20 protein-coding genes and 1 pseudogene are annotated in these 20,050 nt (G+C 66.9%); 11 read left to right on the forward strand and 10 right to left on the reverse strand.

Annotated features, from left to right (window positions below; translation table 11 throughout):
* Positions 1–92: 92 nt before the first annotated feature.
* Together D7316_RS25430 and D7316_RS25435 are read right to left on the reverse strand one after the other, a co-directional pair.
* Positions 93–1,919 carry an MFS transporter gene (locus D7316_RS25430; protein WP_124710733.1) on the reverse strand — a complete coding sequence of 609 codons (1,827 nt, stop codon included), beginning with the start codon at positions 1,917–1,919 and terminating at the stop codon, positions 93–95.
* Positions 1,916–2,398, reverse strand: a complete 483-nt coding sequence (locus D7316_RS25435) for a MarR family winged helix-turn-helix transcriptional regulator (RefSeq protein WP_124710734.1) — start codon at positions 2,396–2,398, stop codon at positions 1,916–1,918. The genes D7316_RS25430 and D7316_RS25435 overlap by 4 nt, the downstream gene beginning before the upstream one ends.
* A 248-nt stretch (positions 2,399–2,646) precedes the next feature.
* Here D7316_RS25435 and D7316_RS25440 point away from each other — a divergent pair, with 248 nt between their 5' ends.
* From D7316_RS25440 to D7316_RS25455, 4 genes and pseudogenes are all read left to right on the forward strand, one after another.
* Positions 2,647–2,916 carry a GlsB/YeaQ/YmgE family stress response membrane protein gene (locus D7316_RS25440; protein ID WP_124710735.1) on the forward strand — a complete coding sequence of 90 codons (270 nt, stop codon included), beginning with the start codon at positions 2,647–2,649 and terminating at the stop codon, positions 2,914–2,916.
* A gap of 65 nt (positions 2,917–2,981) precedes the next feature.
* The gene (locus D7316_RS25445) at positions 2,982–3,629 is read left to right on the forward strand and encodes an SDR family oxidoreductase (RefSeq protein ID WP_124710736.1); all 648 of its coding nucleotides are present in this window, start codon (positions 2,982–2,984) and stop codon (positions 3,627–3,629) included.
* A 73-nt stretch (positions 3,630–3,702) separates the two neighbouring features.
* Positions 3,703–5,074, forward strand: a pseudogene (locus D7316_RS25450) (FAD-binding oxidoreductase).
* Between the two features lie 99 nt (positions 5,075–5,173).
* On the forward strand, positions 5,174–6,583 hold the full coding sequence (locus tag D7316_RS25455) for an MFS transporter (RefSeq protein WP_232017078.1): 1,410 nt from the start codon (positions 5,174–5,176) through the stop codon (positions 6,581–6,583).
* Here the strand turns inward: D7316_RS25455 and D7316_RS25460 are convergent.
* Positions 6,529–7,143, reverse strand: a complete 615-nt coding sequence (locus tag D7316_RS25460) for a cysteine hydrolase family protein (RefSeq protein ID WP_124710737.1) — start codon at positions 7,141–7,143, stop codon at positions 6,529–6,531. The two genes, D7316_RS25455 and D7316_RS25460, sit on opposite strands and share 55 nt — an antisense overlap.
* A gap of 106 nt (positions 7,144–7,249) precedes the next feature.
* On the opposite strand from D7316_RS25460, the gene malQ reads away from it, so the two are divergent.
* Positions 7,250–9,403 carry a 4-alpha-glucanotransferase gene (malQ, locus tag D7316_RS25465; RefSeq protein WP_232017079.1) on the forward strand — a complete coding sequence of 718 codons (2,154 nt, stop codon included), beginning with the start codon at positions 7,250–7,252 and terminating at the stop codon, positions 9,401–9,403.
* A 9-nt stretch (positions 9,404–9,412) separates the two neighbouring features.
* Here the strand turns inward: malQ and D7316_RS25470 are convergent, their stop codons facing one another.
* The gene (locus D7316_RS25470; RefSeq protein ID WP_408610055.1) at positions 9,413–10,669 is read right to left on the reverse strand and encodes an MFS transporter; all 1,257 of its coding nucleotides are present in this window, start codon (positions 10,667–10,669) and stop codon (positions 9,413–9,415) included.
* 115 nt (positions 10,670–10,784) lie between these two features.
* Here D7316_RS25470 and D7316_RS25475 point away from each other — a divergent pair, with 115 nt between their 5' ends.
* Positions 10,785–11,984: an ATP-grasp domain-containing protein gene (locus tag D7316_RS25475; RefSeq protein ID WP_124710738.1), complete on the forward strand. Its 1,200-nt coding sequence runs from the start codon at positions 10,785–10,787 to the stop codon at positions 11,982–11,984.
* 14 nt (positions 11,985–11,998) lie between these two features.
* Here D7316_RS25475 and D7316_RS25480 read toward each other — a convergent pair whose 3' ends face one another.
* Positions 11,999–12,421: a globin domain-containing protein gene (locus D7316_RS25480; protein WP_124710739.1), complete on the reverse strand. Its 423-nt coding sequence runs from the start codon at positions 12,419–12,421 to the stop codon at positions 11,999–12,001.
* A 163-nt stretch (positions 12,422–12,584) separates the two neighbouring features.
* Here D7316_RS25480 and D7316_RS25485 point away from each other — a divergent pair, with 163 nt between their 5' ends.
* Positions 12,585–14,078, forward strand: a complete 1,494-nt coding sequence (locus D7316_RS25485; protein WP_197718300.1) for a flavin-containing monooxygenase — start codon at positions 12,585–12,587, stop codon at positions 14,076–14,078.
* Positions 14,079–14,134: 56 nt separating this feature from the next.
* Here D7316_RS25485 and D7316_RS25490 read toward each other — a convergent pair whose 3' ends face one another.
* Genes D7316_RS25490 through D7316_RS25500 form a run of 3 tightly spaced genes read right to left on the reverse strand, consistent with a single transcriptional unit; the run spans position 14,135 to position 15,951 of the window.
* Complete coding sequence (locus D7316_RS25490) at positions 14,135–14,512, reverse strand: DUF5313 family protein (protein WP_124710741.1); 378 nt, start codon at positions 14,510–14,512, stop codon at positions 14,135–14,137.
* A 39-nt stretch (positions 14,513–14,551) separates the two neighbouring features.
* The gene (locus D7316_RS25495; protein WP_124710742.1) at positions 14,552–15,400 is read right to left on the reverse strand and encodes an SOS response-associated peptidase; all 849 of its coding nucleotides are present in this window, start codon (positions 15,398–15,400) and stop codon (positions 14,552–14,554) included.
* A gap of 53 nt (positions 15,401–15,453) precedes the next feature.
* Complete coding sequence (locus D7316_RS25500; RefSeq protein WP_124710743.1) at positions 15,454–15,951, reverse strand: aminoacyl-tRNA deacylase; 498 nt, start codon at positions 15,949–15,951, stop codon at positions 15,454–15,456.
* A gap of 172 nt (positions 15,952–16,123) precedes the next feature.
* On the opposite strand from D7316_RS25500, the gene D7316_RS25505 reads away from it, so the two are divergent.
* The gene (locus tag D7316_RS25505) at positions 16,124–17,032 is read left to right on the forward strand and encodes a sigma-70 family RNA polymerase sigma factor (protein WP_269462515.1); all 909 of its coding nucleotides are present in this window, start codon (positions 16,124–16,126) and stop codon (positions 17,030–17,032) included.
* 5 nt (positions 17,033–17,037) lie between these two features.
* On the forward strand, positions 17,038–17,355 hold the full coding sequence (gene rsrA, locus D7316_RS25510; RefSeq protein ID WP_124711577.1) for a mycothiol system anti-sigma-R factor: 318 nt from the start codon (positions 17,038–17,040) through the stop codon (positions 17,353–17,355).
* 73 nt (positions 17,356–17,428) lie between these two features.
* On the opposite strand, the gene D7316_RS27750 is transcribed toward rsrA, so the two are convergent.
* A complete protein-coding gene (locus tag D7316_RS27750; protein WP_370452957.1) occupies positions 17,429–17,503 on the reverse strand; it encodes a 50S ribosomal protein bL37 in 75 nt (24 codons plus the stop codon).
* Between the two features lie 169 nt (positions 17,504–17,672).
* Between D7316_RS27750 and D7316_RS25515 the strand changes: the two genes are divergently transcribed.
* Together D7316_RS25515 and D7316_RS25520 are read left to right on the forward strand one after the other, a co-directional pair.
* Complete coding sequence (locus D7316_RS25515; protein WP_124710744.1) at positions 17,673–17,888, forward strand: biotin/lipoyl-binding carrier protein; 216 nt, start codon at positions 17,673–17,675, stop codon at positions 17,886–17,888.
* A gap of 61 nt (positions 17,889–17,949) precedes the next feature.
* A complete protein-coding gene (locus tag D7316_RS25520) occupies positions 17,950–19,479 on the forward strand; it encodes a sensor histidine kinase (protein WP_124710745.1) in 1,530 nt (509 codons plus the stop codon).
* 165 nt (positions 19,480–19,644) lie between these two features.
* On the opposite strand, the gene D7316_RS25525 is transcribed toward D7316_RS25520, so the two are convergent.
* A complete protein-coding gene (locus D7316_RS25525) occupies positions 19,645–19,899 on the reverse strand; it encodes a WhiB family transcriptional regulator (RefSeq protein ID WP_124710746.1) in 255 nt (84 codons plus the stop codon).
* Positions 19,900–20,050: the final 151 nt, after the last annotated feature.

Genomic DNA, 20,050 nt, shown 5'->3' on the forward strand with positions numbered 1-20,050 from the left:
CTATTGGCACGTCCCGTGTCTATACACAGAGGAAGATTTGTAAAGCACGTCGGCTTCTGACCGATAATGTCCAGGCCGGGAGCTGTCTGACGTCAGAGATGCACGGGTTCGTCGATCGGTTTCGACGGATCGGCCGAGGTCGCGCTCACCGGCTGCGCGGCTGGTTCGCCACCCGTCGTCTGGGCCGTGGCGGCCGGTGCGGACTCCGTCGAGTCCGGTGCCGGTGTTCGTCGGCCCGATTTCCCTCCGGTGAACAGCGAGGCGATCGCGCCGATCACGCAGCACACGATGGCGAAGGTGAACGCGGCGGACAGGCCGTCGGCGAACGGGTTGCTGATCAGATGGGGGAAGAAGTCCAGCCCGGTCAGCGTGTCCTGGTTGGCCTGCGGAAGGTTCGACAACTGTCCGCCGAGGAGTTGTTCGACCGGGTTGTAACCGAGGAACGCGGCGAACAGAACCGCGACGGCCGGTAGCTGTGCGATCTGGTCGGCCTGGACCGCCGGGACGCCGTTGGCGATCAGTCCGGCACCCATGGTGCTGGGCAGGTGTGCCGACAGTCCGCTGATCATCAGACTGAAGAAGAGGCCGATCGACAGCACCATCGCGGCGTTCTGGAACGTCGTCATCATGCCCGACCCCGAGCCCCGCGCGTCGACCGGCAGGCTGTTCATGACCTCGGCGCGGTTGGGCGAGGAGAACAGGCCCATACCGATGCCGTTGAGCAGCAAGACGAATGCGAAAATCGGGTAGGAGAAGTCGACGGGCATCGCGATGAGTGCGGCGAAGGTCCCCGCGGTGATCAGCATGCCGGTGGTGGTGAACCACTTGGTGCCCAACCGATCCGAGAGTGCGCCCGAGAGCGGTGCGATGAACAGGAAGCCGATCGTCATCGGGATCATGTAGATCGCCGACCACAGCGGCGTCTGCTCGAAGTTGTAGCCGTGCTGGGGAAGCCAGATGCCCTGCAACCAGATGATCAGGATGAACTGCAGCCCGCCGCGACCGATCGAGGCCATCAGATTGGCGATGTTGCCGAAGGTGAACGAGCGGTTGGTGAACAGCTCGAGGTTGAACAGCGGACTGGGTACGCGGGTCTCGATGAAGACGAAGGCGATCAGGATGATGCAGCCCCCGATGAGGCACGACAACACCATCGGGCTCGTCCAACCCATGCTGTGACCGCCGTAGGGCTGGATGCCGTAGGTGATGCCGACGAGTACGGCGATGAGTCCGACCGCGAAGGTGATGTTGCCCCACCAGTCCATCTGCGCACGACGACGAACTCCGGTGTCGCGCAGCTTGAGATACGCCCAGATTGTGCCGATCACGCCGAAGGGTACGGACACGAGGAAGATCAGATGCCAGTGGATCGGCGCGAGTACCCCGCCGACCAACAGGCCGAGGAACGAGCCGGCGATGGCCGCGACGCCGTTGATGCCGAGCGCGAGTCCGCGCTGGTTGGCCGGAAACGCGTCGGTCAGGATGGCCGAGGAGTTGGCCATCAGGAACGCGCCGCCGACGCCCTGGATGATCCGCCAGACGATCAGCCAGATGGCGGCCTCGGTGCCGTCGAACCAGGTGATCGCGAGGAACACCGAGGACACGGTGAAGATGGCGAAGCCCATGTTGTACATGCGCGCCCGGCCGAACATGTCACCGAGACGGCCGAAGCTCACCACCAGCACGGCGGTGACGACCAGGAAGCCCATCATCATCCACAACAGGTAGCTCGTGTTCTCCGGGAGCAGCGGGTTCAGGTGGATGCCGCGGAAGATGTCGGGGAGCGCGATCAGCACGATCGAGCTGTTGATCGTCGCGATCAGCATGCCGAGCGTCGTGTTGGACAACGCTATCCACTTGTAGTGCGGATCCGGCTCGGTGTCGGCCGCCACGGGTGCGGCGATGGTGGCGGGACTCATCGGAGTCCTTGCAGCTGGTCGTTGGTGCCGAGGGCCTCGGCCAGGATGGTCAATCCGCGACCGACCGTCGAGCGGTCGTCGTCGTCGAGGCCGTCGAGGGCCTCGGCGAGGAGTCGGGCCTTGTTGGTTCGCGCATTGGTGATCAGTTCCACCCCGGCGGGCGTGGGACTCAGCAGTTTCGCGCGGCCGTCGTCGGGGTCGGTGGTGCGCTCGATGTAGCCGTTCTCCTCGAGTGACGCGACGATGCGCGACATCGTCGGGGCGGAGACGGATTCGCGGTCGGCGAGCGCGGACAGCCGGATGGGTGCGTGATTGATGATCGTCCACAGTGCGGCGGCGACACCCGCGGTGAGATTGCCGTTACCGCCCCGGGTGCGCAAGGTGCGGGTGATCCGGGTCAGCAGGTGGTACAGCGTCGCGACGTCGGGGCTGTCGTCGAACTCCGTCGCAGGACGCGATGTCGCCGAGGGTGATGTCACGCGTTCGCCTTTCGTCGCCGGCGACCCGGGTAGTTAGTTGCCGTCTACTAAGTAGATTAGTTGCTTAGTGCTAAGTAAGCGAATGGTAAAGAGCTGGTCCGGCCCGGATCCGGCGGTCCGCGCGGTCTCGTCTTCGCCACGAATGGGTCAGATGTCACCCCTGCTCGTGGGTACGGGCGTACCGTTCGATCGGCGGGGGTGTCACTTCGAAGCGCGCGACGATCTCGCGCACACAGCTGGAGGAACACATGCTCGGACTGGGAATCATCGGCTGGATCATCATCGGCGGGCTGGCGGGGTGGGTCGCGAGCATGATCATGAAGACCAATGCGCAACAAGGCATCCTGCTCAACATCGTCGTCGGGATCGTGGGCGGGCTCATCGGCGGGTTCCTGCTCAGCCTGTTTGACGTCGACGTCAAGGGCTTTGGGCTGATCTTCAGCTTCATCACGTGTCTGGCCGGCGCATGTCTGTTGATCTGGATCGTCAGCATGGTGCGGGGCCGAACCAAGGTCTGACCGAGCCGGGTCGGCCGTCGGTACGTTGGATGGGGACACGTTCCACCAACCAGAGGAGTGCAGCGATGGCCCAGGTGGCGATCATCGGCGGACACGGCAAGATCGCGCTGCGATTGGCGAAGATCCTGTCCGACCGCGGCGATCAGGTGACGTCGATCATCCGCAACGAAGCGCAGAGCGATGACGTCGAGGCGACCGGGGCGACCCCGCTCGTCGCCGATGTCGAGGCGCTCGACACCGCCGGACTCGCGTCCGTGCTCGCCGGCCAGGATGCCGTGGTCTGGTCGGCCGGCGCCGGTGGCGGCAACCCGGACCGGACCTTCGCGGTGGACCGCGATGCCGCCATCCGGTCGATGGATGCCGCGGCCTCGGCCGGGGCGTCGCGGTATGTGATGGTCTCCTACTTCGGGGCAGGCACGGATCACGGCGTGCCCGAGGACAACTCGTTCTATCCGTATGCGCAGGCCAAGGGCGAGGCCGACGCCTACCTGCAGGGCACCGAGTTGCAGTGGACGATCCTGGGACCGAGCAAGCTCACCGACGGACCCGGCACCGGCCGGATCGCCGTGGGCGGCGACCGCGCGTCCGGAGACGAGGTGAGCCGCGACAATGTCGCGGGAGTCGCCGCGGCCGTTCTCGCCGATCCCGCGACGGTTCGTCGGACCATCGAGTTCAACGACGGCGAGACGCCGATCGCCGACGCCTTGTCGTGACGGCGGGGCGGCTCTCCACGATGATGGCAGGGTGACCTCCGAGCCCCCCACGACTGCCGATTCACCACCGACCGTGCTGCCGCTGGCGCAACCGCGAGCCGCCGTCGGGGACACGCACGTGCTCGTCGACGACGATGCGATGGCCGGGTTCACGACCGACTGGACGGGCCGTTGGACCGGACGTGCGGACGCGGTGATCCGACCCCGCACCACCGAGGAGGTCGCGGCGGTCGTGTCGATCTGTGCGTCGGCCGGCGTCGCCGTGTGCATTCAGGGCGGCAACACGGGGCTGGTCGGCGGGTCGGTTCCGCCGGTCGGTCGGGATCGCGACGCGCTGATCCTGCTGAGTACCGCTCGCATGACCGATGTCGGTGAGGTCGACGCGGTGGGCCGGTGTATAGGAGTCCAGGCGGGCGCGACGATCGATGCGATCGACCGGGTGGCGCAGGAGCGCGGACTGATGTTCCCTGTCGATCTCGCCTCACGTGAATCGGCCACCGCGGGCGGGGTGGTCGCGACCAACGCCGGCGGCGTCCGGATGATCAGGCACGGCAACACCCGTGCGCAGGTTCTCGGGATCGAGGCGGTGAAGGCCGACGGCGCCATCCTGTGTCGGTGGACATCGTTGGTGAAAGACAATGTGGGCTATGACCTTCCGGGTCTGCTCGCCGGGAGCGAGGGCACGCTGGCGGTGATCACCCGGGTCCTGTTCCGTCTCGTGGCGCCGCCGGCGCGCACGATCGTCACGGTGGCCGCCGTGCGACACGTCGAGGACGCCCTCGGTCTGCTCGACGCGTTCGCGGCGCGAGGGCTGACCGTGGAGGCCGCCGAGATCATGACCGAGGCGGGCGTGGCGTTTGGTACACGAGCACGGTCTCCGACGCCCGGTCGCCGCCGAGGCCCCGTTCTACACGCTCGTGGAGGTCTCCGGGACCGGCGACATCGAGAATGTCGTCGTCGAGGTCCTCGAGCACGCGGAGGTGGTCGACGCGGTCCTCGAGCCGGGGCCGGCCCGCGCGTTGTGGGCGACCCGCGAACAGCACACCGAGTCCATCGCGCGGTCGACCACCACGCCTGTCGTCAAACTCGATGTCGCCGTGCCGATCCGCGCTCTACCGGAGGCGATGGGCGAACTCGCTGCGGTCGCCGGCCTCGTCGACCATCCGTGCCGGCCGATCCTGTTCGGACATGTCGGCGACGGCAACATCCATGTCAACCTGCTCGACGTGCCCGAGGCACAGGCCGAGGCGGTCACCGCCCGGGTCTTCGCGATCGTCGCCGCCAACGGCGGCAGCATCAGCGCCGAGCACGGCATCGGACGGGCCAAGGTGCCGTGGATCCACCTCGGGCGCAGTGACGTCGACCGGGACACGATGCGTGTCATCAAGGACGCCCTCGATCCGGCCGGACTCCTGAATCCCGGTGTGCTCTTCGGGAGGCCGTGACGGGTCTGCCGAGGCGCCGTGCACGCCACCGACGGGGTTGCGATCATCGTGATTCCGAACCTGTGGTGCGGTGGGCGATGCCACTAACGTGTGGCGGTCATGGCCACCATCCTGACCGCATCGGGTTCCACGGTCCTGGCGGACGAGACCGACGACCAGCGCCGTAAACGTCTGCGGACCGTCGTCGCCGCGAGCCTGCTGGGCACCACCATCGAGTGGTACGACTTCTTCCTCTACGCGACCGCGGCGAGCCTCGTGTTCAACACCGTGTTCTTCCCCGACCAGAGTTCGTTCGTCGGCACCCTCTTGTCGTTCGCCACGTTCGCGGTCGGCTTCGTCGTCCGCCCGATCGGCGGCGTGGTGTTCGGCCATATCGGGGACCGCATCGGGCGCAAGCGAACTCTCGCGATCACGATGGTGCTCATGGGTGCCGCGACGGCCCTGATGGGTGTGCTCCCGACCGCGGCGTCGGTGGGCGTGCTGGCGCCGATCCTGCTGCTGGCGCTGCGGATCGTGCAGGGTTTCGCGCTGGGCGGGGAGTGGGCCGGTGCCGTCCTGCTCGCGGTCGAGCACAGTCCGCGCCGACGACGTGGACTGTTCGGCAGTATCCCGCAGATCGGGCTGGCGCTCGGACTGGCGCTGGGCACCGGTGTCTTCGCGTTCCTGCAGGTCGCCCTGGACGACGACGCGTTCCTCACCTACGGGTGGCGGATCGCCTTCCTGGTGAGCATCGTGCTCGTCGCCATCGGGTTCGTGGTCCGGCTCAAGGTCGACGAGACGCCGGCGTTCACCGAGGTCGCCGAACTGTCACAGAAGTCGTCGGCGCCGATCCGGGACGTGGTGCTGCCGCCCAACACGCGCAACACGGTCCTCGGCCTCCTGGCGCGATGGGGTGAGGGCTCCGCGTTCAACACCTGGGGTGTGTTCGCGATCGCTTATGCGACAAAGGAACTCGATCTCGCCAAGGTGCCCGTGCTGGTGGCGGTCACCATCGCCTCGGTGGTGATGGCGCTGCTGCTGCCGGTGTCGGGGCTGCTCACCGACCGGTACGGTCCCCAACGCATCTACCTGATCGGGATCACCGCCTACGGCGTGGCCGTCTACCCCGTGTTCGCACTGTTCGGGACCGAGAACCTGCTCTGGTTCACGGTCGGTCTCGTGATCGTGTTCGGGGTCGTACACGCACTGTTCTACGGCGCGCAGGGCACGCTGTTCGCGAGTCTGTATCCGACCCGGGTGCGCTACACGGGTCTGTCGGTGGTCTACCAGTTCTCCGGCATCTACGCGTCCGGTCTGACGCCGCTGATCCTGACCGCGCTCATCGGCGCGGCGGGCGGTTCACCCTGGCTGGCCGCGGGCTACCTGGTACTCACCGCGGTCATCAGTGTCGTGGCGACCTCGTTGATCCGGGAACGCGATCTGCACCTGACCATCGGGGACCGGCCGAACCGCCCTCACAGGGCCGACAGCACGGCCGTCGACTCGACCGGCTCGGAGAACATCGGGTAGTCGAAGCTGATCGCGTTGTCGTGCTCGGCGACGGAGGTCGCGGCCGTGCAGTCGGTGAGGGTGATGACGCGGTAGCCGTTCTCGTAACCCGACCGCATGGTGGATTCCACGCAACAGTTCGTCAGGAAGCCGGCGAGGATGATCGTGGTGATCCCCTTGCTGCGGAGGATGAAATCGAGATTGGTGCTGGCAAAGGTGTCGAGGCCGCGCTTGCCCTCGACCACGATGTCGCCGTCGGCGGGGGTGAGATCGTCGACGATCGTCGCACCCCAGGAGTCCTTGACGAACGCGTTTCCGTCCACGACGCCCTTGAGGATGCCGTATGGGTGGCGGGTCAACTCGCCGTAACCGGCGGCGAAGGTGATGGGTGCGTGCATGATCGTCACCCCGGCCGCCCGCGCCCTGTCCACCAGCGCGACGGTGTTGGCGAGCATCCCGGTCTTGTCCATCACCTCGGCGACGGCGTCGTGGAGCACGCCGCCGTCGCTGGTGAACTCGTTCTGGAATTCGATCAAGACGAGCGCGGTGGTGGTGGGGTCGAGGGTCAGGGTGTCGGCCATGGTGTCCCTTCCGATCATGCGGTGACGTGTGTCACATGATTCAACCATCTCTGGTGACTTCGGGGCGCACCGCGCGGGACCTGCCGAATCCTGAGACGATGCTGTCGTGACGACCGAGGAAGTGGCGCGCGAGCAACTGGCCGGCCTGGCCCGGCGATGCGGGGTCGCCACGAGTTACGTGGGCTGGGACGAACTCGACCACGAGGTGAGCGCGGAGACGATCGTGGCGGTGCTGGCATCACTCGGCGTGTCAGCGGGCTCGCCCGAGCAGATCGTCGCCGCGCATGCCGAACTCGACGACGAACCGTGGCGGGCGATGCTCCCGCCGGTGACGGTCGCGACCGAGGGATCCGGCGCGACATTCGCCGTGCATGTCCCGCACTGGAACCCGGTGCACGTGTGGATCACCACCGAGGCAGGCGTCGTCCGCGATCCGCAGCAGTCCGATGTCTGGGTGGACCCTCGGGAGGTCGACGGGATACTCATCGGTCGCGCGACCTTCGAGGTCCCCGCGGATCTCGAACCCGGTTACCACACCATCCACGCGCTCGACTCCACGAGTTCGGCGTCTGCGCGGCGACCGCTGATCGTGACACCGCGCCGGCTGTCCACCGCCGACAAACTCCTCGGCGGTCAACGGTGGGGTCTGGCCGTCCAGCTGTACTCGGTGCGCTCCGCGCGGTCATGGGGTGTCGGCGATTTCGCCGATCTCGCGGACATCAGCGCGGTCGCGGCCAGCACCTATGGTGCGGATTTCGTCCAGGTCAACCCACTGCACGCGGCGCAGCCGCACGCGCCGATCGAGGCGTCGCCGTATCTCCCGGTGACCCGCCGATTCGTCAACCCCCTCTACATTCGGGTGACCGACATCCCGGAGGCGGCCGGTCTGGGGAAGCGTGCCCGCAAACTGGCCCGCGCACTCGAGCGGAATTTCTTCGACGACAATCTGTCCGCCCGGAAGATAAAGCGCAACAAGTCGTTCCGCGCGAAGATGGCGATCCTGGAGTTGATCCACGAACAGCCGTTGAGCAAGAAGCGGGCGACCGCGTACCGGGCGTTCCGTGAGCGGGAGGGCAAGGGTCTGCGACGATTCGCGACCTGGTGCGCGTTTGCCGAGAAGTACGGGACCGATCACCCGGCGTGGTCGAAACAGTTGCAGGACAAGGATTTCGTCAAGCGGAAACGTCGCGCGCTGGCCGAGCGCATCGAGTTCTTCACCTGGTTGCAGTGGATCTGCGATGAACAGCTGGCCGAGGCGCAGCGGGTCGCGCTGTCGGCCGGGATGGACATCGGCATCATCGCCGACCTCGCGGTCGGCGTCGCGCGGCACAGTGCCGACGTGTGGATGCTCGGCGATGTGTTGGCCCGCGGCGCGACCGTCGGGGCGCCGCCGGACGGCTTCAACCAGCAGGGGCAGGGCTGGGATCAGCCGCCCTGGCATCCGCGGCATCTCGCCGAGGCCGGATACCGCCCCTACCGCGACATGCTGCGCACCGTTCTGCGTCACGCCGGAGGGCTGCGCGTCGACCATATCCTCGGCCTGTTCCGCCTGTGGTGGATTCCCGACGGCATGGGTCCGGCCGGCGGTACCTACGTCCACTACGACCACGACGCGCTGATCGGCATCCTGGCGCTGGAGGCCGAACGGGCGGGCGCGGTGGTGATCGGCGAGGATCTCGGTGTCTTCGAACGGCACGTCCAGGAAGCGTTGACACAGCGGGGGATTCTGGGGACGTCGATCCTCTGGTTCGAACACGGTCCCGGGGCGCCGATCCCACCGGAGGAGTACCGGGATCTCTGCCTGACATCGGTGACCACCCACGACCTGCCGCCGACCGTCGGCTATCTGGCCGGTGACCACATCGACCTGCGCTCGCGACTCGGGTTGCTCGAGACGGGTGAGGCCGCCGAGCGTGCCCGGGATGAGCGTGACCGCGACGCCGTGCTGGCATTGGCGCGTGCACGCGGTCTGCTGCCGGCGGGTACGCCGATCACGGATCAGAAGACCGTCGAGGCGCTCTACCGGTTGATCGCCGCGACGCCGTCGGTGCTGCTGGGTGTCGCGCTCGTCGACGCGGTCGGGGAGCGTCGGATTCAGAATCAGCCGGGTACCGGTGCCGCGCAGTACCCGAACTGGTGCATCCCGCTCGCCGACGAGGACGGTCGGGTTGTCCTCGTCGAGGATCTGGCCGGGAACGCCCGGTTCGCGAGTCTTGTCGCCGCACTGGAGGACGCGGGGGTCGGCGGCGGCGAGGACTGACCGGCTGGGTCAGGACGCGCGGGGCGAGCGCCGTACCGCCACCACCGTCAACACGAGGGCGATCAGGGCCAGTGTGCCGACGATGATGTTGAACACGACGCCGGAGGTACGCAGACCCCAGTGTGCCGCGGCGATACCCTCGCCGACGATGGGGATGGAGATGGCCACATAGGCCACGACGAAATAGGTGGAGGTCACCTCGGCGCGGCGGTGCCGGGGGCTCGCCGCGACGACTGCTGCCAGTCCCTTGCTGAACGAGAGACCCTGTCCGATGCCGGCGACGACCGCTCCGACGAACAGGGTGGCGAGGGAGGCGGCGAGTAGTCCGACGGTCAGGACGATCATGCCGACGACGAGAATCGCGCACCCGACGACCAGCGCACGCTCGGTGGAGAAGCCGCGGCCCGCGATCTGTGTCGCAGCCGACGACAGGAACAGCACCGCCACCAGGATTCCGGCGACGGCATGGCTCTCGACGCCGAGGATGTGCGCGACGAAGGACGGGGTCACACCGGTGAACGTGCCCATCACGGCGAACCCGGCGAAGGCGGCGATCGCCGCGCGGACGAAGACCCCACGGACCTCGGGCGGCACCGACAGACGCTGCACTGACAGCCGTGCCCCGGGGGTGACGGTGACGGGTTCGGCGATGAACCAGATCCCGACGAGGACGGGGGCGAGCAGGACCAGGTCGACGGCGAACGGCAGGTGCAGTGGCGCCGGGGCGAACTGCGCGAGCAGACCGGCGATCAGCGGGCCCAGGCCCAGACCGCCGATGTTGGCGGCCGTCGCGATGGCCGGGGCCCGCGAACGCCAGCGTCGCGGGGCGAGTTCGATCACGGCTGCGGTCGCCGCGCCCGCGTAGATCCCGGCGGACAGACCCGATAGGACACGCCCGATCATCAACTGCCACACGGGTCCTGCGGTGATGAACACGACGGCGCTGGCCACCGAGAGCAGGGCACCGGCGACGAGGAGTGGACGGCGGCCGACGACGTCGGACCATCGACCGAAGACCACCAGGGCGGTGATCACGCCCGCCGCGTAGATCGCGAAGATCACCGTGGTGGTGACGACACCGAAGCCGAGTTCGGTCGAGTAGATCGAATAGAGCGGGGTGGGCAGGGTGGTGCCCAGCATCACCACGGCGAACGCGAGCACCGCGGATGCGAATGCCCAACCGCCGGAAGTGCGTCGTGACGTCGAGCGGGGTGACGCGGATGATGGGGACATCGGGGTGGACGCGCTGCTTCCGGTCGAGGACATGATCAACCCAGCGTAGGGCGCGGACCCGGATATTCCCCGCCGAGACGGGGAATCGTCGCGCAGGGCACACGGCAATCGGTGGCGAACCGGGCAAACGGCACACTAATCTCGACGCATGCGGAGAACGCCGACGTCGAGCAGACGCGTCCTGGCCACCACGTCACGAATGCCGTTCGCGGTCGACGAGATCCACAAACTCGGGGAGTCCGGCTATGACGTGACCGCCGCGGACACCTTCTCCGCAGCTCCGGGCAGTCACTCCCGTGGTGCCCGGCGGCACGTCGAGGTGCCGGCGCCGACGCAACGCACCGACGAGTTCATCGCGGCCATCGTCGACATCATCGATCGCGACGACATCGACTGGCTGTTACCGATGTTCGAGGAGGTCTTCTACCTCGCGGCCCACCGTGACCGCTTGGCCGCCGCCCGGCCGGGCATCGAACTGTTCTTCCCGCCGTTCGAGACCCTCGCGCAGGTCCACGACAAGGTCACCTTCGCCGACTTCTGTCGGACCCTCGGGCTGCCGGTCGCCGATTCGATCACCGCGACCGACGACGACGAACTGCGCGCGGCGGTCGGTCGCTGGGAACACTGGTTCGCACGCGCCGCGTTCGGGCGTGGTGGACTCGATGTCATCACGAACTCCGGGCCGCTCGCCGGCGAGTCGAGTCTCGACGAGATCCACCCGACCGTGGCGGAGCCCTGGCTGGTGCAGGAGTATCTGACCGGTGTCGACCGCTGCAGCTGGAGTGTGGTCCACCACGGCGAGGTCGTGCTGCACTCCTGCTACGAGCACCCGCTGGCCATCGACGACCGGGGCGGCATCGTGTTCGAGTCCGTCGATTCGCCCGAGTCGCTGGCCACCGCCCAACTCGTTGCCCGCGAGCTGAACTGGCACGGGCAGTTGAGTTTCGACTACCTCATGACCGACGACGGCGTACACCACATGGTCGAGTGCAACCCGCGTCCCACCGCGGGATGCACCGTCGCGACCGCCGAGGAGTTCACCACCGCGTTGTTCGATCCGGCCGAACTCGTCGTGGTGCCCGCGGGCCGCAAGAAGATGATCAAGGCCGCCGTCCTGCGTGACGTCCTCAAGCATCCGAGCCACGCCCGACGCAACATGGCCGCCGCGAAGGGTGCGGGCGGCGTCTACGACCAGCCCGGTGACCACCTGCCGCTGCTGTACTCGGCGCTGTCGTTGCAGCATGTGCTGCACTACCGCAAGGAACTCGGCGTCGATCGCGACCGGCGCGAGGAACTGATGGCCACGCAGTTCTTCGACGTGTCGTGGGACGGTTCGGCGATCGCCTGAGACGGGGCCGGCAGTCAGGCGGCGCCCGACGTCTCCTCGCTTGCCGGGTACCCGGCAAGCATCAACGACGCGACCGCGGTCAGTGCCTCGGTCCACGCGGCCGTCATGTCCGCCGTCCACCGCGAACCACCGATCTCGGCCATCGCTGCGATCATGCACTCCGCGACAGCGGCGTACATCGGTTCGGTGACCCCGAGGTCCGCGTGCCGGCGGCCCAATGCGCCGAGATCGGCGGTGAGCCAGTCTTCGTCGTCGAGGTGGTCGACCACCGACACCACCGCGGTGCGCAACATCGCGGCCTGCAGCCGCGTATCGCGGGTGAACATCGGTTTGACCTGCGGATAGCGCTCGAAAAGGATGTCGTAGAAGTGTACGGTCAGGCCGTCGTCGGGTAGGTCGATGATTCCGAGGCTGTCCTCGAGCAGTTTCTTGTCCATGGACAACGATGGTGAGCCGCACCCGTTACACCGGAATTGCGGGCCGGAAAATGAACTCGTCGAGCACGTAACCGAGATCTCACGCGGCGCAACAGGGTGCGCCGAGGGTCTGGTCGCCGAACTCTCGGTGGGTTACTGTGTCTGTCAGTTACATCTACATGGGATGGAGTGTGTCGTGCAGCCAGATCATGACGTGGTCATCGTCGGTGCGGGTTTCGGCGGGATGGGCGCGGCGATCGAGTTCACCCGACTCGGAATCGACGACATCGCGATCCTCGAACGCGAGGACGACCTGGGCGGCACCTGGCACGTCAACCACTATCCGGGCCTGGCGGTCGACATCGCGTCGGTGACGTACTCGTATTCGTTCGAACCCAATCCGCACTGGTCGCGGTTGTTCGCGCCGGGCGCGGAACTCAAGCGCTATGCCGAGCATGTCGCCGACAAGTACGACCTGAAGCGGCGGATGGAGTTCTCCACGGCGGTGGAGAGGGCGGAATGGGATGATGCCCAACAGATCTGGCGGGTGTCCACCGCCGACGGCGGAGTCCGGACGTGCCGGTATCTCGTCACTGCGACGGGCTTTCTGTCGCAGCCCTACACCCCGGACTTTCCGGGTATCGACTCGTTCGCCGGCCAGATCATCCACACCACGGCGTGGGACGACGGCCACGATTTCACCGGGCAGCGTGCCGCGATCATCGGCACGGGCGCGACTGCGGTGCAGCTGATCCCGGAGATCGCGAAGCAGGCCGCGGAGCTGACGGTGTTCCAGCGGACACCGATCTGGGTGGTGCCCAAGGTGGATTTCGCGATCCCGCCGGCGGTGCGGAGGCTCTTTGCGCGCGTGCCGGTCACCCAGCGTGCGGCCCGGCTGGTCAACACGTCATTGCTGGAGGCGCTGATGGTTTTCGGTGTCCTGCATTTCAAACAGGTCAAGCCGGGTAACCGGGCCGCGGCGCTGATGGCCAGAGCACATCTGCGTTCGCAGGTGCGCGATCCACGGACGCGGCGCGCGCTGACCCCGTCCTACGATTTCGGCTGCAAGCGACCCACCTTCTCCAACAGCTACTTTCGGACCTTCAACAAGCCGAATGTCACGTTGCAGACCAACTCGATCGTCCGTGTCGAACCCGACGGTATCGTCACCGCCGACGGTACGAAGGTCCTGGTCGACACCCTGGTCCTGGCAACCGGGTTCAACCTCTGGGATGTCAATTTCCCGGCGTTCCAGGTGGTCGGACGCGACGGCCGCGATCTGGGAAAATGGTGGCGGGAGAATCGTTTCCAGGCGTACGAGGGGATCACGGTGCCGAGATTCCCCAACCTGCTCTCGCTCAACAGTCCGTACTCGTACAGCGGGTTGTCGTACTTCACGACGATCGAGGCGCAGATGAAGCACATGCGCCGACTGTTCGGTGAGCTCGAACGCAGGGGTTCCACCACCTTCGAGGTGAGCGACTCCGCCAACGACGCTTTCCTCGCCAAGGTGACCGACAACCTGCAGTCATCGGTGTTCTACAACGGGAACTGTGGGTCGGCGCGGAGCTACTACTTCAACCAGCACGGCGAGGCCGCGCTGTTGCGGCCGTCGTCGACCCTCTCGACGCTGCGTGAGATGGACCGATTTCCGCTCGACGACTACGCCTACCGCTGACCGCGTGCCGGTCGTCGACCCGGGCCACCGCGGGGCCGGACCGGTGACCGGCGGCGTCACGGCTTCCGGTAGATGTTCTCGTAGTCGGATCTGGTTGTCGCGCGACGCTTGTCGCGCTTGGAGTTCAGCAGTTCGGGATCCAGTCCGTTGGTGAGCAGCAGGTGTCGCCGGTAGATCTTGATCAGCGCGATCTGGAAGTAGATCAGCGGCAGGAGAAGCAGCAGGATCATGCAGATCCGGACGATCGGCGGGCCCGGGATGAACGCGAAGACCACCAGGATGGGGATCACCGGGACGACGCCACGGATCAGGTATCGGCGGAGATGGCCCGGCCCGGTGACGTCGTGGCGCACCCACTCCCGCATCGACTCCGGCAGCGGTGTCCCGGCCAGATAGCGCAACCGCTGGAGCAGGTCAGGTCGTGTGTCGCTCATGTCGCCACCATGGTCGGTCCGATCTGCGCGGTAGGAGGATCACGCCGGTTCGAGGAGTTCGGGGCCGTTGTTGGCGACCCGGTTCACCAACGGAGCGACCTCGCGGATGTCGATGGCGTCGGCGACGTCGGTGCTCGGCGGGCCGAAGAGGTCGCCGGGAGCGGTGTGATCGGGATCGAGCCAGGAATCCCAGTTGTCGAACGGCATGATCAACGGCATGCGGTCGTGGACGTCGCGCAGGTGGCCCACGGCGTCGGTGGTCAGGATCGAGCAACTCAGCAGCGGCGCCTCGTCCTTGCCGGCGTCCTTGGGACGCCACACCGACCACAGCCCGGCCATGAACAGCCGCGTCCCGTCCTGCGGCGACATGAAGAACGGCACCTTCGTCGGCTTGCCCTTCGCGTCCGGAGGGCCTTTCTTCCACTCGTACCAGCCGTCCATCGGTACCAGGCAGCGCCGGGATTTGACCGAACTGCGGAACGAACTCTTCTCCGCGGCGCTCTCGGCCCGGGCATTGAACAGCAGCGGCCCCTTGCCGACGTCCTTGGCCCAGGGCGGCACGAGGCCCCAACGCATTGCGCGGATCCGCAGAGTCGGATCGTCGTCCGGGTCGTCGTGCGAGTGACGTTTGACGACCGTCATGATCGTCGTGGTCGGCGCGACGTTGTAGTTGGGGCCGGGGGTTCGCGGCGCATTCTTGTTCTTGTCCGCTGTGCCCTCGTGAGGCGTGTTCTCGGCAGCGTCGTGGGCCGCCGACTCGGCAGTCGCCGAATCCTCGGCGACTGCCGGGTCCTTCGCCGGATCCAGTGGGACCGGCACCTCGTTGATCGCGTCGATCTCGGCGGCGAGCTTCGCCGGGTCGGTGGTCACCGCATAACGTCCGCACATCACTCCATGCTTGCACGAGGGCGCCTCGGCGTGCGTGCCGTCACGCACGGGGATCAGGTCGCGATGTCGGCGACGACCGCGTCGGTGATCGCGACCAGGTCGGCCGGGGCGAGCGCGACCTCGAGTCCGCGCCGACCGGCGCTGCACAGCACCTCCGGCCACCCGAGTGCCGAGGAGTCGACGACGGTCGGCAACACGGTGCGCTGACCGATCGGGGAGACCCCGCCGAGGACGTATCCGGTGGATCGGGTGACGGCCTTCGCCTCGGCCATCCGCGCCTTCGTCGCGCCGGGGATCCGCTCGACCAATGCGGCGGCCACGGCTTTGAGGGAGAGGCGGTGCGGGACGGGCACGATCGCGACGGCCAGCGTTCCGCCGACGTCGACGACCAGCGTCTTGAAGACCTGGTCCACGCTCACGCTGAGTGCGGCGGTGAGTTCGGCGACGGCTTCGTCGCCGTATGCGTCGCTGCGTGGGTCGTGCGCGTAGCGGTGCACACGGTGTGCGATGCCGGCACGTTCGAGCGCCGCGATCGCGGGAGTTGCGGCCATCGGCTGGTCGTCCTTTCGCGTCGGACACGGCCGCGGCGGGTCGCGCCGAGCCGGTCTCTGGAACATTTTGCGAGATCGGGCTGTTGTCAGATGTGGCGATGCGATCGATGTTCGGTGTCGCCGCCCTCGCCACCAGTACGTTTCCGACCCGGAAGGTAGGTCGATCAGCCCGATGACCACAGCAGGCCTGCTCGCACCGACTCCATCGGTTCACCCGCTCCTCGACCGGCCCGACCTCGGGTGGTCGACGACATCGGTAAGCTTGACCGACAGTGCAGACGCCACGCCGGACCCCCGCTGGGTGATCACGGCGCCGGACACCGTCTCCACACATGCCGTCACCGAAGGGATCGTAGTGGTCGAACCCGAGTCTCAGGACCAGCCGTCCGGGCGCACCGAACCGGCCGCGTCGGCCGACGATGCGGCCGAGCCGTCCGCCAAGTCCGGTGCCGGGTCGCAGGCCCCGCGCCGGACGGACCCGAAAGAGTCCCCCCAGGAGCTCACCGAGCGATTCGAGCGCGACGCGCTGCCGCTGCTGGACCAGATGTACGGCGCCGCCCTGCGCATGACGCGTAATCCGGCCGACGCCGAAGACCTGGTCCAGGAGACCTATGTGAAGGCGTTCTCGGCGTTCGCATCGTTCCGCGAGGGCACCAATCTCAAGGCGTGGCTGTATCGCATCCTGACCAACACCTACATCAACGGGTACCGCAAGAAGCAGCGGCAGCCGGCGCAGTATCCGACCGACGAGATCACCGACTGGCAGCTGGCGGCCACCGCCGAGCACACCTCGACCGGTCTGCGTTCGGCGGAGATCGAGGCGCTCGACGCACTGCCCGACGACGACATCAAGGCAGCCCTGCAGGAGTTGCCGGAGGACTTCCGGATGGCGGTGTACTACGCCGACGTCGAGGGCCTGCCGTACAAGGAGATCGCCGAGATCATGGACACACCGATCGGCACCGTCATGTCACGACTGCACCGCGGTCGCCGCCAGCTACGCGAGTTGCTCGCCGACGTCGCGCGTGAACGCGGCTTCAACCGTTCGCCGAAGCCGACGGAGAGCGGGGTGGCGCGATGAGCGCGATGCAGCGTCCCGACGAGTCCCGGCCCGGCACCGACGACGTCGACCCGGAGTTCTTGCAACTCGACTGTTCGGCGGTCATCGCCGACGTCTGGCTGCTGCTCGACAACGAATGCGACTCCGATGCGCGGACACGCCTGCAGGGCCATCTCGACAGCTGCCCGTCATGCTTTGCGCACTACGGCATCGAACGGCAACTCAAGGCATTGATCACCCGCAAATGCGGAGGGGAACAGGCCCCGGAGGGTCTGCGGGAGAGGCTACGGGTGGAGATCCGGCGGACCGTCGTGGTCCGGGAGACGGGTCGCGGAACGCCCTGATGCGGTGGGCACGACTCGACGTGAATCGTCGAGTCGCGCCCGGACGCTCGTACTCCCTGAGAGTCTGCTCGACTCAGGAGTTGGGACGCTTGCCGTGATTGGCAGCGTTCTTCTTGCGAGCGCGCTTCTTACGTCCGCGCTTACCCATGACGGTCTCCTTCGTGCTATGTGCCAGTCGATTCTCCCATGCCGGTCGATCGGGGTTCCAATCGCCTGGTCGGGGAGCCGTGGGAAGTCTTTTCGGCGGTTTCCGCCAAGCCCCGGCACGTCGTCCGGACCGCGTCGTGAGTGCTCGTCGAGTGGGCTAGGTTATGTGCATGGCTGAAGATGTCGTGGCAGAGATCGTGGCTAGCGTCCTCGAGATACGGGCGACGCCCGGGCAACAGGTGGACGTCGGCGACACCCTCTTCCTGCTCGAGTCGATGAAGATGGAGATCCCGGTCCTCGCTGAGGAACCCGGCACCATCGCCGACATCAAGGTCGCGGTGGGCGACGTCATCCAGGCCGGCGACATCATCGCGGTCTTCGAGTAACCCGGTGGTGTCGGTACTCTCCGTGAGTCGGTCACGGCACGACGTCTGACCGACGCCGATCATGTCGACGCTGGCCGATCTCCTCGCCGAACACACCAAGCTCTCTGATGCCGCTGCCGGACATCTGCAGCGGCTCGTCGCCGAATGGCAATTGCTCGCGGACCTGTCGTTCGCGGATCTGCTGATGTCGGTCCGGACCGAGAACGGCGACATCGTCACGGTGGCCCAGTGCCGTCCGAACACCGCCTCGACGGTCTTCCCGAGCGATGAGGTCGGCACGGTCGTCGCGGCGTCGGGGCAGGGTGGCGGCACGGACGGGCGCGGCGGTCCACAGCTCGAGCGCGCGTTCACCGCCGACCGGGTGCTGCGGGACGAGGATCCCGAATGGCTCGGTGCGGTGGCGATCCGGCGCGAGGCGGTGCCGGTCGGCTTCGAGGGCGACGGTGCGGTCGCGGTCCTCACGCGGGCCGTCGACCTGACGCATCCGCGGTTGCCGTCGCCGCTGGAGTTGGCGTATCAGGATTCGGCCAACGATCTGTGCCAGATGGTCGCCGACGGCACCTTCCCGCATCAGGAGGGCAATCCCCGCGGGCTGTCCACGCCGCGCGCCGGCGACGGATTTGTGCGCGTCGACGAGCACGGCATGGTGGTCTATGCGAGTCCGAACGCGCTGTCGGCGTTCCATCGGATGGGCTGGACCACCGAACTCACCCACACGCGGCTGTCCGAGGTCGCATCGTCGCTGCTGACCGATCCGTTCGAGTCCGACGACGTCGCGACGATGATCGACGCGGCCGTGGGTACCTCGGCACCACCCGCCGGCCCCTACCGGGATGTCGGGATGCGGATGGAGGCGGACGCGCGGCGCGCGACCGTGCTGATCCGGGCGGTGCCGCTACGGCCCCGCGGGCGCAGCAGTGGTGCCGTGGTGCTGATCCGCGACGTCACCGAGGTGAAACGCCGCGACCTCGCATTGATCAGCAAGGACGCCACCATCCGGGAGATCCATCATCGGGTCAAGAACAACCTGCAGTCGGTGTCTGCGTTGTTGCGCCTGCAGGCCCGCCGGACGACGAATCCCGAAGCCCGGGGCGCGCTGACCGAGGCGGTGCGCCGGGTGGCGTCGATCGCTCTCGTGCACGAACTGCTGTCGGGCAGTGTGGACGAGGAAGTCGATCTCGACGAGGTGGTCGCACGCCTGGTGCCGATCCTGGTGGACGTGGCCTCCGGGGACGCCACGATCCAGGTGCGACATCGTGATCGCCTCGGTGTGCTCTCGGCAGAACTGGCGATGCCGTTGGTGATGGTGCTCACCGAACTGATCCAGAACGCCATCGAGCACGGCTTCGACGCGACCACGGTCGACAACGAGATCGAGATCGTCGCCGACCGAGACGTCCGTCAGATGCGTATAGCAGTGCGCGACAACGGGTCCGGCCTACCCGACGGTTTCGAGATGGCCAACTCGGACCGGTTGGGCCTGCAGATCGTGCAGACCCTCGTGTCGATCGAACTCGGCGGCACACTCACCATGGGCCCCAACCCTTCTGGGTATGGCACCGAGGTGGGTGTCGTCATCCCGCTGCGGTGATCACGCGGGCCGAGATGTTCGAATTTCGGTGTGGCACATGACGGATCATCGACTGCGTATCGAATCCGTTGTCATGGCCCCTGTTTCGGGTCCACAGACGAAGAGACCCGGCCGGGGCCGGGTCTCTTCGTGGCCGCTTTCGCGACTCGGGTCTGTGGCCCCCGGTCAGACGCTGCTCCGCGTCCGCGTACGTGCGGTGCGCCGCTTGAGCGCACGTCGCTCGTCTTCGCTCATGCCTCCCCAGACGCCTGCATCCTGGCCGGATTCCAGGGCCCACGAAAGGCAATCGGCCGTGACGGGGCACCGGGCGCAGACGAGCTTCGCATCGGCGATCTGCGCGATGGCCGGGCCACTGGTTCCCACCGGGAAAAACAGTTCCGGATCTTCGTCGCGACAGATTGCCTTGTGACGCCAGTCCATTCCTTCTCCTTCAGGTGCGATTTCGCGCACCACTCGACAACTCCCATATCTGGTTTGTTGTGGCTGTAACCGCTAGTTCACGCGGACCCACCAAATGTTTCCGCACTGTTGCTTGTGAATACTTTCACGAATCCAGGCGAAGTCAATGGTG

This window comes from Gordonia insulae, from assembly GCF_003855095.1.
GTDB classification, from domain to species: domain Bacteria; phylum Actinomycetota; class Actinomycetes; order Mycobacteriales; family Mycobacteriaceae; genus Gordonia; species Gordonia insulae.

Coding starts and splice junctions, on each gene's coding strand:
- D7316_RS25430 (WP_124710733.1), bottom strand. CDS start 1,919: ATGAGTCCCGCCACCATCGCCGCACCCGTGGCGGCCGACACCGAGCCG.
- D7316_RS25440 (WP_124710735.1), top strand. CDS start 2,647: ATGCTCGGACTGGGAATCATCGGCTGGATCATCATCGGCGGGCTGGCG.
- D7316_RS25445 (WP_124710736.1), top strand. CDS start 2,982: ATGGCCCAGGTGGCGATCATCGGCGGACACGGCAAGATCGCGCTGCGA.
- D7316_RS25455 (WP_232017078.1), top strand. CDS start 5,174: ATGGCCACCATCCTGACCGCATCGGGTTCCACGGTCCTGGCGGACGAG.
- D7316_RS25460 (WP_124710737.1), bottom strand. CDS start 7,143: ATGGCCGACACCCTGACCCTCGACCCCACCACCACCGCGCTCGTCTTG.
- D7316_RS25470 (WP_408610055.1), bottom strand. CDS start 10,669: ATGTCCTCGACCGGAAGCAGCGCGTCCACCCCGATGTCCCCATCATCC.
- D7316_RS25475 (WP_124710738.1), top strand. CDS start 10,785: ATGCGGAGAACGCCGACGTCGAGCAGACGCGTCCTGGCCACCACGTCA.
- D7316_RS25480 (WP_124710739.1), bottom strand. CDS start 12,421: ATGGACAAGAAACTGCTCGAGGACAGCCTCGGAATCATCGACCTACCC.
- D7316_RS25485 (WP_197718300.1), top strand. CDS start 12,585: ATGGAGTGTGTCGTGCAGCCAGATCATGACGTGGTCATCGTCGGTGCG.
- D7316_RS25490 (WP_124710741.1), bottom strand. CDS start 14,512: ATGAGCGACACACGACCTGACCTGCTCCAGCGGTTGCGCTATCTGGCC.
- D7316_RS25495 (WP_124710742.1), bottom strand. CDS start 15,400: ATGTGCGGACGTTATGCGGTGACCACCGACCCGGCGAAGCTCGCCGCC.
- D7316_RS25500 (WP_124710743.1), bottom strand. CDS start 15,951: ATGGCCGCAACTCCCGCGATCGCGGCGCTCGAACGTGCCGGCATCGCA.
- D7316_RS25505 (WP_269462515.1), top strand. CDS start 16,124: ATGACCACAGCAGGCCTGCTCGCACCGACTCCATCGGTTCACCCGCTC.
- rsrA (WP_124711577.1), top strand. CDS start 17,038: ATGCAGCGTCCCGACGAGTCCCGGCCCGGCACCGACGACGTCGACCCG.
- D7316_RS25515 (WP_124710744.1), top strand. CDS start 17,673: ATGGCTGAAGATGTCGTGGCAGAGATCGTGGCTAGCGTCCTCGAGATA.
- D7316_RS25520 (WP_124710745.1), top strand. CDS start 17,950: ATGTCGACGCTGGCCGATCTCCTCGCCGAACACACCAAGCTCTCTGAT.
- D7316_RS25525 (WP_124710746.1), bottom strand. CDS start 19,899: ATGGACTGGCGTCACAAGGCAATCTGTCGCGACGAAGATCCGGAACTG.